General features: G+C 74.2%; 13 protein-coding genes. 1 reads left to right on the forward strand and 12 read right to left on the reverse strand.

Features of this window, described 5'->3' with window-relative positions:
* Positions 1–210: 210 nt before the first annotated feature.
* From HNR25_RS02210 to hisI, 5 genes are all read right to left on the reverse strand, one after another.
* Positions 211–651 carry a DUF2752 domain-containing protein gene (locus HNR25_RS02210; protein WP_184633017.1) on the reverse strand — a complete coding sequence of 147 codons (441 nt, stop codon included), beginning with the start codon at positions 649–651 and terminating at the stop codon, positions 211–213.
* On the reverse strand, positions 651–1,058 hold the full coding sequence (locus HNR25_RS02215; protein ID WP_184633019.1) for a CD225/dispanin family protein: 408 nt from the start codon (positions 1,056–1,058) through the stop codon (positions 651–653). The genes HNR25_RS02210 and HNR25_RS02215 overlap by 1 nt, the downstream gene beginning before the upstream one ends.
* A gap of 241 nt (positions 1,059–1,299) precedes the next feature.
* Positions 1,300–1,644: an HGxxPAAW family protein gene (locus tag HNR25_RS02220; RefSeq protein ID WP_184633021.1), complete on the reverse strand. Its 345-nt coding sequence runs from the start codon at positions 1,642–1,644 to the stop codon at positions 1,300–1,302.
* Positions 1,644–2,306 (reverse strand): Trp biosynthesis-associated membrane protein, encoded by a 663-nt coding sequence (locus HNR25_RS02225; RefSeq protein ID WP_184633023.1) that lies wholly within the window; start codon positions 2,304–2,306, stop codon positions 1,644–1,646. Before HNR25_RS02225 ends, HNR25_RS02220 begins: the two co-directional genes overlap by 1 nt.
* Entirely contained in the window at positions 2,303–2,713 is a 411-nt protein-coding gene (gene hisI, locus HNR25_RS02230) for a phosphoribosyl-AMP cyclohydrolase (RefSeq protein WP_184633025.1), read from the reverse strand. Before hisI ends, HNR25_RS02225 begins: the two co-directional genes overlap by 4 nt.
* A 151-nt stretch (positions 2,714–2,864) precedes the next feature.
* On the opposite strand from hisI, the gene HNR25_RS02235 reads away from it, so the two are divergent.
* Positions 2,865–3,866 (forward strand): SIS domain-containing protein, encoded by a 1,002-nt coding sequence (locus HNR25_RS02235; protein ID WP_184633027.1) that lies wholly within the window; start codon positions 2,865–2,867, stop codon positions 3,864–3,866.
* Between the two features lie 23 nt (positions 3,867–3,889).
* Here the strand turns inward: HNR25_RS02235 and HNR25_RS02240 are convergent, their stop codons facing one another.
* The 7 genes from HNR25_RS02240 to priA form a co-directional block, all read right to left on the reverse strand.
* Complete coding sequence (locus HNR25_RS02240) at positions 3,890–5,734, reverse strand: ABC transporter ATP-binding protein (protein ID WP_184633029.1); 1,845 nt, start codon at positions 5,732–5,734, stop codon at positions 3,890–3,892.
* Positions 5,731–7,698, reverse strand: coding sequence for an ABC transporter ATP-binding protein (locus tag HNR25_RS02245; protein WP_184633031.1), 1,968 nt, complete (start codon positions 7,696–7,698; stop codon positions 5,731–5,733). Before HNR25_RS02245 ends, HNR25_RS02240 begins: the two co-directional genes overlap by 4 nt.
* A gap of 529 nt (positions 7,699–8,227) precedes the next feature.
* Positions 8,228–8,887: a response regulator gene (locus HNR25_RS02250; protein ID WP_184633033.1), complete on the reverse strand. Its 660-nt coding sequence runs from the start codon at positions 8,885–8,887 to the stop codon at positions 8,228–8,230.
* On the reverse strand, positions 8,884–10,050 hold the full coding sequence (locus tag HNR25_RS02255) for a sensor histidine kinase (RefSeq protein ID WP_184633035.1): 1,167 nt from the start codon (positions 10,048–10,050) through the stop codon (positions 8,884–8,886). The genes HNR25_RS02250 and HNR25_RS02255 overlap by 4 nt, the downstream gene beginning before the upstream one ends.
* Positions 10,047–10,877 carry a CPBP family intramembrane glutamic endopeptidase gene (locus tag HNR25_RS02260; RefSeq protein WP_184633037.1) on the reverse strand — a complete coding sequence of 277 codons (831 nt, stop codon included), beginning with the start codon at positions 10,875–10,877 and terminating at the stop codon, positions 10,047–10,049. Before HNR25_RS02260 ends, HNR25_RS02255 begins: the two co-directional genes overlap by 4 nt.
* A gap of 436 nt (positions 10,878–11,313) precedes the next feature.
* A complete protein-coding gene (gene hisF / locus HNR25_RS02265; RefSeq protein WP_184633039.1) occupies positions 11,314–12,084 on the reverse strand; it encodes an imidazole glycerol phosphate synthase subunit HisF in 771 nt (256 codons plus the stop codon).
* A complete protein-coding gene (gene priA, locus HNR25_RS02270) occupies positions 12,081–12,812 on the reverse strand; it encodes a bifunctional 1-(5-phosphoribosyl)-5-((5-phosphoribosylamino)methylideneamino)imidazole-4-carboxamide isomerase/phosphoribosylanthranilate isomerase PriA (protein ID WP_184633041.1) in 732 nt (243 codons plus the stop codon). Before priA ends, hisF begins: the two co-directional genes overlap by 4 nt.
* Between the last annotated feature and the right edge of the window lie 22 nt (positions 12,813–12,834).

The following is a 12,834-nucleotide window of genomic DNA, read 5'->3' on the forward strand; positions in this document are numbered from 1 at the left end:
GCGCCTGCGGATGAGCGCCGGGTATCCCGGGCGCCGCGGCCGAAGCGGTCACGGCGTACTCGGGCGGGGCTCGCCCGCCGCGGTCGCGCGCGGGGCCGGGCACCGGACCGCGGGGACCGCCCCGCGTTCGGGTACTACCGATCGTATCGAGTCCGGGCGGCGCCGTCGCCATCTCCCCCGGATTGCGGGGGCCGGTGCGGGGCCGGTGGCCTAACCCGGCGCGAGGACCTGGCCGAAGGGAACGTTGCGCAGGACCCAGAAAGCGGTGAGCGCACCCAGGAACAGGTAGAGCCACCCGGGGTGCACGGCCTTGGCGGGGGTGGTGCGCGGGGGCGGCGGGCGGAATGAGCGGTAGAGCCACCGGACGTAGCCGTAGGCCACGAACGGCGCCAGGGCGATCGCCGCGGGGTTCATCTGGAGGGCGCCGACGAGGTCCGCTTCGGTCAGCGCGTGGATCGCGCGCATGGTGCCGCAGCCCGGGCACCAGGTACCGGTTACCAGCAGCCACGGGCAGGTGGGGTACTGGCCCGGATCGTTGGGATCGACGAAATGGAGCAGGGCCGCGCCTGCGAGGCCCGCGGCTCCGACGAGCAGCGGCGCCGCCGCCGGATGCAGGCGGCGCCGCGGCGCACGGAGGTTCGGATGCTCCATCAGTAGGCGGAGGCGGGCGCGTTGCTGACGATCGAGGCGATGATCCCGAAGTAGCCGACGGTGGAGAGGAGGTACCAGATCACACCGACGATGACGGCGATGATCGTGAACCGTTTCGCCTTGGCGGCCCGATCCTGGGCGCCGGCGTAGTCGCCGAGGTTCCACAGCGCGTTGACCTTGGCCGCCGAGAGAATGGCGGGGATGGCGAACGGGAAGCAGCAGAACATCGACAGGATGGCCGGCACGAGGAAGTCGTTGGGCGGTTCGGTGCCGCCGGCGGCGTTCGGGAAGGAGCCCGGGCCCGCGGAAGGCGGGCCGTAGCCTCCCGGCGGCTGGTTCGGGGGCGGCTGGTTCGGGGGCGGCTGGTTCGGGGGCGGCTGGTTCGGGGGCGGCTGACCGTAGCTCATGGCGATGCGGCTTCCTGGTTGCGGTTTCAGGGAATGCGCCCCGCGCGGCGGGCGCCGGTGGCCGCCCTGCGGGGGGCTACCGGTCGCCGCACGTGGGGCCCACCGGGGCATCATGGCAAACCTGCGCCCTCCTGCACCGGAACCGCGCCGCGGCGTGCGGGCAGACCCGATCTCGTGCGGGCGGCGCGTCCGCTTTCGCGGATCGGCGCGCCCCTCCCGGACCGGCGGCGCCCCTGCCGGCTCAGCGGACCCCGGCGGCCTCGGGCTCCCCGGCGGCCTCGGGCTCCCCGGCGGCGTCGGCCCCGGCCTGGCCCGCGCCGGCGCGCTCGGACCCGCCCGCTTCCCACTGCTCGCGGGTGAGCGGTGCGGGGCGGGGGTGGGTGCGGCCCATCCCGGCCTTCTTCAGCAGACCGGCCACGGCGGCGCAGACGACGCTCGCGGCGAGGCCGACGACGGTCCACCGCACCACGTTCTCGTCGAGGAGGATGATCGCCAGTCCCGCGGCGGTCCACACGACGATCCAGGACACGGTCAGAAACCACGCCGCGACGGTGTTGCCGTGGTCCTCGTGGTGTTCGTCGGCCATCAAGGCTCCTTCTGCTTCTCGTGGTGGGTACCCGGCGCGGGCCGCCCGTCGCCGGCGGCGCCGGAACCGCCGACGGCCTCGGGCCCGGCGTCCAGGGTGGGGTCGGCGCCGCTGTCCAGCGACTTCCACAGGTCGGCGGGATCGCTGGAGGGGGCCGCACCGGGGGCGCTGTGGCGATCGTACCTGCTGCCCATGGCGGGCCAGGCGGCCCCCCGCACGAGCGTATAAGCGCCCGCGGCCACCAGCAGCGCGGCCCCGGCGGCGGCCGCCGCCGGCCACAGCGCGACCAGGTGCAGCGCCTCGATCCCGCCGTGGGCGGTGGAGCGGTCGGCGGCCGCCTGCTCCAGGGCGGCGGTGCGGGTTCCGCGCCAGACCGCGACCAGTGCGGCGGCGCCGAACAGCGCGACCACCGCCCCCAGACCGCGGCGTACGGCGCCCCTTGTGGCCAGCAGCGCGGCCAGCGCCGCCAGCCCGGCCGTGCCCATGGCGAAGACGGTCGGGGCGGTGTCGCCGCCGGTCAGCTCGACGGGCGCGGCGGCGACCGGGCCGGGGAGGTCGATCCGGGCGCGGGCCCAGGTGCGTCCGGAGGAGCCGAGCAGGGCCGCCGCCCCGGCGGCCACGACGGCCAGGGCCGCGGCGAACTCGCCGCGGCGCGCGCTCACGGGTCTTCCCCGTCCCGGGCGTTCGCGCCGGCGCCCAGGGGGAGGTCCCCGCCTTCATCGAAGCAGGTGCGGGCGCCGGTGTGGCAGGCCGCGCCGGTCTGGTCGACCCGGATGAGCAGGGTGTCGCCGTCGCAGTCCAGGGCGGCACCGACGACGCGCTGCACGTTTCCGGACGTGGCGCCCTTGACCCAGTACTCGCGGCGGCTGCGCGACCAGTAGGTGGCGCTGCCGGTCTCCAGGGTGCGGCGCAGCGCCTCGTCGTCCATCCAGGCCAGCATCAGCACCTCACCGGTGTCGTGCTGCTGCACGACGGCGGGCAGCAAGCCGTCGGGGTTTCGGTCGAGGCGGTCGGCGATCTCGGGGGCGAGCCGGGCTCCGGGAGCGCCCGCGGAAGGACTGGTGCTCATGGCTTCCAGCTTATGGGGGTGCCGGGGCCGGTCGCGGCCGGGTCGACGCGGACGGCGCCGCCGACGGCTCCCCTCCCCCGCCGCCGGCCGGTCGGCGCGGAGCGTAGGGTTTCTGGCGCCGCACCGACCCGTGCCGATCCCCAGGAGTGCCGTGTCCGCCGAGCTGTTCGCCGCCGATCTGGCCGGAAAACCCGACGCGCTGACCGCGCTCGCCGACCGGCTCGCCCGCGCCGACCCCTACCGGGCGCTGCCGGCGCTGCTCGACGACGAACCGGCGGGGATCCTGCTGCTGGGCGTGGGCGGCGCGCGCCACGCCTGCGCGGCTGCGGCGGCGCGGATGCGCCTCGCGGGCCTGGGAGCGGTGGCCGAATACGCGTCGGCGCAGGGGTCGCTGCCGCCGGGGCCCGGCACGCTCGTGGTGGCGGTGGCCGCGGGCGGCGGCGACCGCGAGCTGTGCACGATCCTGGACACCTACGTCGAGCGGTCCGCCGTCATCGTGCTCACCGACGCGGTGGAGGGGCCGGTGGCGCGCTACGCCGACATCCTCGTACCGCTGCTGGCCGGAACCGAGCACAGCGGCCTGTCCTGCCGCTCCTTCCAGCATGCGCTGGCCCTGTTGCTGCTGCTGGGCTACCGGCTCGGGGCGCCTCCGCAGGGCGGCGACGTGTCGGTGAGCCTGCGCCGCTGCGCCAACGCGACCGCGGGGCTGGTGGAGCAGGCGCCGCAGTGGGTGCCGCGGGCGGCCGCCGCGCTGGACTCGCCCGACGGGGTGCACCTGGTCGCCCCGGCCGAGCGGCTGTGCTCGGCGCAGCTGGGCGTGCAGGCGCTGCGCCAGGGGCCGGTCGTGGCGGCGCACGCGGCGGAGTCGGGCGAGTGGTCCCACACCGACCGCCACCTGGCGGCAGTGTCGGAATACCGGGCGCTGCTGTTCGCCGGCTCCCACTACGACGAGCGCACCATGGAGCACCTGCTGCAGCTGCGGGGCCGTGCGGTGGCCGTGGGCGGCGACGTCGCCGGAGCGGAGATGTCGGTGCGCTACCCGGGCGACGGCGACCCCGACGTCAGCCTGCTCACCGAACCGGTGGCGGCCGAGCTGCTGGCCGCGCACTGGTGGGGCGAACGCGAGCGGTCGGGGCGCGCCGCCGCCGGGTAGCGGCCGGTGCGGGACCGGCCGGGTCAAGCGGAGCTGCGCACCCAGGAGGCGTACAGGTCGGCGTAGACCCCCGGCCGCGCGACGAGTTCGTCGTGGGTGCCGCGCTGGACGACGCGTCCGGCGTCGAAGACCAAGACCTCGTCGGCGGCCTCGGCGGTGGACAGGCGGTGGGCGATGGCCACGGAGGTGCGCCCGCGGGTGAGCCGGTCGAGCGCGCGCTGGATACGGACTTCGGTGTCGGGATCCACCGCCGAAGTGGCCTCGTCCAGCACCAGCAGGTCGGGGTCGGCGATGTAGGCGCGCACCAGCGCGACGAGCTGGCGCTCACCGGCCGACAGCGACTCGCCGCGCTGGCCCACCGGGGTTTCCAGGCCGTGGGCCAGGCCTTCGAGCCACTCGGCCAAGCCGAGTTCGGTGACGGCCGCCTCCAGCTCGGCGTCGGTAGCCTCGGGGCGGGCGAAGCGGATGTTGGCGCCCAGCGAGCTGTCGAAGAGGAAGCCCTCCTGGGGCACCATCACCATGCGGGCGCGCAGCGAGGAGAAGGCGACGTCGCGCAGGTCGGTGCCGTCGACGAGCACACGGCCCCGGCCGGGGTCCATCAGCCGGGTGAGCAGCTTGACGAACGTGGTCTTGCCCGACCCCGTCTCGCCGACCACGGCGACCCGGGTCCCCGGCGCGATCGCCTCGTCGACGGAGTCGAGCACGGTGGGGCCGCCGGGGTAGGCGTAGGAGACGCCGTCGAAGCGCACCTCCACCGGGCCGCGCGGCAGCGCGGTCCCGGCCTCGCCGGGGTCGGCGATGTCGGGGACGGTGTCGAGGATGCCCAGCACCCGCCGCCACCCGGCGATGGCGTTCTGGGCTTCGTTGAAGATCTCGGTGGCCATCATCATCGGCTGGACGAACAGCGTCATCAAGAACAGGAACGCCACCAGCTCACCGGCGGTGATGCCGCCGCCCAGGCCCAGCAGGACGCCGGCGACCACGACGGCGGCGTTGCCCACGGCCGCGATCATCTCGGCGAACGGCGAGACGGCCATCGACAGCCGCTGGGCCTTGACCTGGGCGGTGCGGGTGGCCAGCACGGTGGTGTCGACGCGGCGCGCGGTGCGCTCCTCGGTGCCGTGGGCGCGGATGACCGAGGCGCCCATGACGGTCTCGCCGATGGCGCCGAGCATGTCGCCGGTGCGCTCGCGGACCGTGAGGTAGGCGCGTGAGAGCCGCTTCTGCAGCCAGCGGGCGCCCAGCAGCAGCGGGACGAAGCACACCCACACCAGCAGGGTCAGCTCCCAGGAGTAGACCGCCATGAGGGCGGTGGCCACCGCCAGCTGCCCGACGCTGACGATGAGCTGCAGCCCGCCCCACTGCATGAAGGTGCTGATCTGGTCGACGTCGGCGGTGACGCGGGCGACCAGGGAGCCTTTGCGTTCGCTGTTCTGGGTCAGCACCGACAGGTCGTGCACGTGGCGGAAGGCCTTGCGGCGCAGGGTGGCCAGCGCCGACTCGGTGGCGCGGTAGAGCCGCACGTTCATCAGGTACGCGCAGACCATGGTGACCACGAGTGTGCCGGCGCACAGCGCGACGGTCGCGGCCACGAATTCCATGTCGGGACGGCCGGAGGAGTCGATGCCGCGGTCGATGATCTGCTGGATGGCGATGGGCACGATGACTTTGCCGGCCGTGGCGGCGACGGCCAGCAGCAGAGTCGGTCCCAGCCCGCGGGCGAACTCCGGCGACAGCCGCAGGCCGCGCCGGATGGTGGCGATCGCGCCGTCGCGGCTGCGCTCCAGCCGGTTCCGGGGCTGCGGTCCGCCGGGGGCGGCCTCGTCTGCGCCGTCGGTGCTGCTGCGGTCGGCTGCGGGGGCGCTCAACGCACGGCCTCCTCGGGTTCGTCGGTCTCCTCGTCGCCGCCGGCGCCCCCGGAGGTGCGGGAGGGGCGCAGGCCGTGCGGTTCGGGGCCGCCCTCGCCGGGCTCGGGTTCGCCGACCCGTTCGGCGGCGGCGCGCTCGTAGGCGGTGACCAGGCGCCGGTAACCCGCGGAGCGCTCCAGCAGTTCGGTGTGGGTACCGCGGTCGCGCACGGTGCCGCGCTCCAGGTAGACGACCTCGTCGGCGAGCTCGATGGTGGCCCGGCGGTAGGCGACCACCAGCACGGTGGCGGCCAGGTCGGTCTCCCGCAGACCGGCGAGGATCTGGGCTTCGACCTGCGGGTCGACCGCGGAGGTGGCGTCGTCGAGAATGAGCAGGCGCGGGTCGCGCACCACGGCGCGGGCCAGGGCCAGCCGCTGGCGCTGGCCGCCGGAGAGGCTGGTGCCGCGCTCGCCCAGCCGGGTGTCGAGGCCGTCGGGCAGGGCGGCGACGAAGGCGTCGGCGCGGGCCAGCCGCAGGGCGGACCACACCCGGGCGTCGTCGATCTCGGCGCCCAAGCCGACGTTTCCGCGCACCGTGTCCTCGAACACGAACGTCGATTGGGGCACGAGGGCGGCGACGCGGGCGATCTCGCCCTTGGCCAGCTCGCACACGTCGGTGCCGTCGAGGGAGACGGTTCCGGTGTCGGGGTCGACCAAGCGGGCGAGCACGGTGGTCAGGGTGGATTTTCCCGAACCGGTGGAGCCCACCAGCGCGACGGTGCGGCCGGGGGCGATGTCGAGGTCGACGTCGCGCAGCACCGTGCTGCGCTGGGCGGCGACGGTGTCCTCGGCGTCGGAGAGGTCGCGTCCGCCGCCGGTGTAGGCGTCCTCATAGGAGAATCCGACTCCCTCGGCGGTGAGCCGCACACCGCCTCGGCCGTCGGGGACGCGGCGGCCGCCGTAGGGCATCGAGCCTTCGGCGGTGAGGACGGCCTGGACGCGGTTCCAGGCGACGACGGTGCGGGGCAGGTCGCCCAGCAGCCAGCCGAAGGAGCGGATGGGCAGGCTGAGCAGGGTGAACAGGTAGGAGACCTGCACGAGGTCGCCGGGGGTGATGGCGCCGTCGGCCAGCCGCCACATCCCCAGTGCCAGCACGGCCAGGATGCCGAAGTTGGGCAGGTGCTCCATGACGGGGTCGAAGGCGGCGCGCATCCGTCCGACGCGGATCTGGGCGTCGCGCAGCCGGTGGGCGGCTTCGGTGAAGCGCTCGGTCTCGGTCTCTTCGCGGCCGAGGCTCTTGACCACCAGGGCCCCGTCGAAGGACTCGTGGGCGACCTCGCTGACCTCGGCGCGCAGTGCCTGGGCCCGCGTGGCCGCCGGCGACACCCGGCGCTGGAAGACGACGTTGGCCACGGCCAGTGCCGGGAAGACCACGAACGCCACGAGCGCCAGGACCGGGTCGGTGATCACCATCGCGACCGCCGCGATGACGAGCATGGCGACGCTGCCGATCGCCATGGGCAGCGGGGCCAGCGGGCGCCAGGCCTCTTCGACGTCGGCGTTGGCGTTGGACAGCAGCTGTCCGGTGGCGTGGCTGTGGTGCCAGGACAGCGGCAGGCGCAGGTAGGTCCGCGAGACGCTGCGGCGGTAGCGCGCCTGCATCCGGAACTGCATCAGCCCGGCGAACAGCCTCCGGGCGGCCAGCCCGGTCGCTTTCGCCACGCCCACGGCCAGCAGCAGGCCCGCGGCCGCCAGCAGGGCCGCGGCGGTGGTCGAACCGCTGGAGAACGCGGGCATGATGACGCGGTCGGTGATCCCGCCCATCACCGAAGCGGAGCCGACGCTGACGGCGGCGTGCAGGGCGGCTCCGGCGGCGGCGACGAGGAAGACGAGCGGCTCGGTGCGGATGGCCACCCCCAGCACGTACATTCCGCGCCGGAACACCGGCCGTTGTGGCCGGCGGCTGCTCGTTCCGTCGTCCGGCATCGGTCCCCCTGCCCGTAGGCGCCGTCAATCGCAGCGGTCGTCGAGGCCGTCCCATGACCGGACGGCCGCGCTACAACCCACTCCGGCGCGCCGGGCAGGCCGTAGCCGACTAGCTTCAGCGGCCGGCGCGGGCAGACTATTCCGCCGTGCGGGGGTCCCCCGCGCGCCGTGCGTGTCCGAATCCGGTCGCCCGGCGCGCGCAGGCCACTGTTGGTGTCGGTCCCAGCCCGGTTGCGGCGCCGGCTGTATGGCGGTGAGCCGCCGCATCCTGTGCGACCGCTCGGCGGAGCCGACCGCGCTTGTGGCAGCACACCGCGACGGCGCCGATCCCGCACTCCGCGTTTCCGCCTGCCTCGGATGGGGGGTTGCCTAACCTGGCCGGCCGTGTCGAGGGCGGGCAGCGAACCGCCCGCCTTCCGGCTGGAGCGGGTCGCCTGGTCGCGCCGAACCCGGCCGGCGGTCTCGCCCCGCACGCGCGTGTGCGGCTTCTCGATGTGCGTGCCCGGTTCTCCGCCGCCCGTGCGGCGCGTCAGCTCGCCAGACCGCGACGGTAGGCGTAGACCACCGCTTGGACGCGGTCGCGCAGGTCCAGCTTGGTCAGGATACGCGACACGAAGGTCTTGACCGTCTCCGGGCTCAGCACCAGGTCTGCGGCGATCTCGCTGTTGGAAAGCCCGTCGGCTATCAGGCGCAGGACCTCCAGTTCGCGCGTCGTCAACGGGGTAGCCTCCGCCGCGTCGGCGGCGGGCCGGATGCGCGCGGCGTACCGGCCCACGAGTTGCCGCGTCACCTCGGGGTCCAGCAGCGCCGCTCCCGCGGCCACGGTACGGATGCCCTGCAGAAACCGGTCCGGCGGTGCTTCCTTGAGCAGGAACCCGCTCGCGCCGGCGCGCAGCGCCTCGTAGACGTACTCGTCCAGGTTGAACGTCGTCACCACGAGCACTTTGGCGGGGCGGTCGACCCCCGCGCCGGCCAGCAGGCGGGTGGCCTCGATGCCGTCGAGCACCGGCATGCGCACGTCCATCACCGCCACGTCGGGGCTCAACCGGTCGGCCAGGTCGACCGCGGACCGGCCGTCCCCGCACTCGCCCACCACCTCCATGTCGGGTTGGGCGTCGACGACCGTCACCAGTCCGGCGCGCACCAGCATCTGGTCGTCGCAGACCAGGACCCTCAGCGGCGCGGTCACGGCGCGCTGCCCGCGGGAATGCCGGCCCGCACCAGGAACCCCCCGCCCGGCCGCCAGCCGGCGCTGAAGTCGCCGCCCAGGACGTCGACACGCTCGCGGAGGCCGGCCAGGCCCCGCCCGCTGCCGCCGGCGGCCGCGTCCGGCGCGGCGGGGCCCGCGGCGCCGGCGCCTTCGGTGCCGACCTCCACGGTGATCCGCCTCTCGCCATGGCACACCCGGACCCAGGTGGGGCTGCCGGCGGCGTACTTGAGGGCGTTGGTCAGCGCCTCCTGCACGACTCGGTAGGCCACGAGGTCGGCGCTGCCGGTCGACTCCGCCGGCGTGCCCTCCTCGGTGAACGCCACCGGCTGGCCCGCCCGGCGGGTCTCCTGCACCAAGGTCAGCAGCCGGCCCGCGGGCGGCGTCCTGGCCTCGGGGCCGTGGCCGGGGGTGAGCAGGTCGAGCAGGTTGCGCAGGTCGGTCGTCGCCCGCCGGCCGGTGTCGCCGATGGAGCCGAGGGCCTGGTCGAGGCGCTCAGGCGCACCGGTCAGGTACCGCGCCGCCTCGGCTTGGACGACCATCGCCGTCACGTGATGGGTCACCACATCGTGGAGCTCACGGGCGATGCTCGTGCGTTCGGCGGTGCGAGTCTGCTCGGCGACGCGGCGGCGGTGCTCGGCTTCGGCGGCCCGGGTGGAGCGCAGCCACGCGCCGATGCCCCACGCGATGGCGGCACCGGCGTAGAAGGTGACGAACTCGGTCGGCGGCTCGCCGCCGATCCGCTGCAGCGCGATCGCCGGCGGCACGTAGGCCGCCGACAGCAGGAGCGGGGCCAGGCGCCGGTACCGCTCCAGGTGGGCGCCTGCGCTCAGCAGCGCGACGGCCAGTCCGGTGCCCGCCAAGAGGTGGTAGCCGCTCAACTGGTCCAGGGCGAAACCGAGCGCCACCAGGATGAGGCACAGCGCGGGCCACCGTCGGCGCACGGCAAGCGGCAGGCACTGCAGGAGCGCCGACACGACCGCCAGGGCGTCGAACGGGCGGTCGGGCAGCCCGCCGACGTCGGTCCCCAAACCGTGCAGCGACGGCACGAAGGACCCGACCAGCAGCAGTAGCCCCAGGGGGAGGTCGCGGACGGCGACATCGAGCCGTTGCCACAGCTGAAGGAGCCGCCGGGTATCGGTCACCGGGGAAGCGTAGCGCCCGTCGCGGGCCGCTCGGTGCGGCGGAAGGGCACCAGGCGTCCGCGTCGGTGGGCGATCCACAGGAACACCAGCATGGTCAGCAGGCAGAACGCGAGCGAGTACGGGCTGCCCTCGGGACCGAACCCACCGCCGGTGATCAGCGCCGGCCCCGACAGTTCCGCGTCCAGGAGCCCGCTGGTGGCGCCATTTCCCGAGACCTCGGTACTGAAGACGCCGGCCGCGGCGAAGTTCCAGCCGAAATGGATGCCGATCGGCAGCCACAGATTGCGTGTGGCGGCGTATGCGGCGGCGATCATGGCGCCGGCCACGCCCGCCGCGACCAGACCGATCCCGGTGGCGTTCGCGTTGGGCAGGTGCCACAGGCCGAACAGCAGGCTTGTCAGTCCCAGCGAGATCCAGCTACCCGCCTTCTCCTCGACGATGCGGTACAGGACGCCGCGGAACAGCACCTCCTCGGTCGCCGCGGCGGCGGCCATGAAGCCGACGAGCCCCGCTGCGCCGACAACCGAGCCGACCCCTTCGACCGTGTAGAACCCCAGGAAGAAGAGGTTCAGGACGACCATCGCGAAGAGGCCGAAGCCGATCACCGTGCCCAGCGCGGTCTGGGGCACAACGCCCCCCGGGGCGACCTCTGCGACGGTACGCCTTTCGGTGCGCCGCACCACCCACGCATAGACCAGCACGCTCAGCGCAGCTGTCACAGCGCCGAACGCGAAGGTGAGCCAGGGGGCGCCCTCCACCGACGCGACGACGTTGCCTCCGATGATGCCGATTCCCACGACCGCCAGAAGCTGCCAGACCGATCTCACGTTTCTCCTTCCCGACTCCCTGCGGCGGGATCGCCGCGGACGACGGGAACGCTACGGATCCGGCGGTGCCGAATCGTCACCGCGTGGTGGACACCTGCACGTAGCTCGCGCGGGGGACGCCAGCGCCCGGCGGGTTCGCGGACGCGGCCCCGAGTGGCGGCGGCGCGCTCGCGCTGCGGGCCGGGCCGCCAGTGCGACCGCGGCCGAGGCGACGGCCGCCGCGGCCCTGCGCGCCTCCGTTACCGGTTCCATGAGTACGCTCCTGCCTGGTCGTCTTCGGTGCGTACACGGAGAAGGGCGCCCCTCATGAACCACTGTTCCTCCGAAACGAAACACGCAGGCCACTCTCGGTCGCATTTCGTCGGGGCGACCACCCGCAAGCGCCGCGGCGCGTCCGCAACCGACCGATGCGCCTATCGCCCGGACCGCCACCGGTTCACCGCACGGGATGGCCGTGCGCGCGCAGTTCGGACTTGACCTCGTCGACGGTGAACTCGCCGAAATGGAAGACGCTGGCGGCCAGGACGGCGTCGGCGCCGGCGTCCACCGCCGGCGGGAAGTGCTCGACCTTGCCGGCGCCGCCGCTGGCGACCAGCGGGATCTCCACGGCGGAGCGCACGGCCCGGATCAGCTCCAGGTCGAAACCGGTGCGGGTGCCGTCGGCGTCCATGGAGTTCAGCAGCAGCTCGCCGGCGCCCAGTTCGGCGCCGCGGACGGCCCACTCGACCGCGTCGATGCCGGTGCCGCGCCGGCCGCCGTGGGTGGTGACTTCGAACCCGCTGGCCGTGGTGTGCTCGCCGGCGGTGCGGCGAACGTCGGCGGAGAGCACCAGCACCTGGTTGCCGAAGCGTTCGGCGATCTCGCGGATGAGGTCGGGGCGCGCGACGGCGGCGGTGTTGACACCCACCTTGTCGGCGCCGGCGCGCAGCAGCCGGTCGACGTCGTCGGAGGTGCGCACGCCCCCGCCGACGGTCAGCGGGATGAACACCTGCTCGGCGGTGCGGCGCACGACGTCGTAGGTGGTCTCCCGGTCGCCGCTGGAGGCGGTGACGTCCAGGAAGGTCAGTTCGTCGGCGCCTTCGGCGTCGTAGCGGTCGGCGAGTTCGACGGGGTCGCCGGCGTCCCGCAGGTTCTGGAAGTTGACGCCCTTGACCACCCGCCCCGCATCGACGTCGAGGCAGGGAATGACGCGCACGGCCAGAGTCATGCTTCCAGCACCGCCTTCAGGGCCTCCTGCAGAGTGAAAGCGCCTTCGTACAGGGCCGTTCCCACGATCGCGCCTTCGACGCCGTCGGGGGTGAGGCCGGCGACGGCGGTGAGGTCCTCCAGGGTGGCGATGCCGCCGCTGGCGACCACGGGCTTGTCGGTGCGGCGGGCGACGGTGCGCAGCAGCTCCAGGTTGGGGCCGGTGAGCGTGCCGTCCTTGGTGACGTCGGTGACGACGTAGCGGGCGCAGCCCTCGGCCTCCAGGCGGTCGAGGGTCTGGTGGAGGTCCCCGCCCTCACGGGTCCAGCCGCGGGCGGCCAGCGTGCTTCCGCGCACGTCCAGGCCGATGGCGATGCGGTCGCCGTGCTCGGCGACGATGCGCGCGCACCAGTCGGGGTTCTCCAGCGCGGCGGTGCCGATGTTGACCCGTGTGCAGCCGGTGTCCAGAGCCGAGCGCAGCGACGCGTCGTCGCGGATGCCGCCGGAGAGCTCGACACGGACGTCGAGGCGCCCGACGATCCCGGCGAGCAGTTCGCGGTTGTGGCCGCGGCCGAAGGCGGCGTCGAGGTCGACGAGGTGGATCCATTCCGCTCCGGCTTCCTGCCAGCCCAGCGCCGCCTGGAGCGGGTCGCCGTAGCGGCCGCCGGATCCGTCCTCGCCCTGGACGAGCTGGACGGCCTGCCCACCGGATACGTCGACGGCGGGCAGCAGTTCAAGGGTGGAGGACATGGGTGCCTTACTGGTGGTAGTC

This window comes from Streptomonospora salina (assembly GCF_014204715.1).
Lineage (GTDB): Bacteria > Actinomycetota > Actinomycetes > Streptosporangiales > Streptosporangiaceae > Streptomonospora > Streptomonospora salina.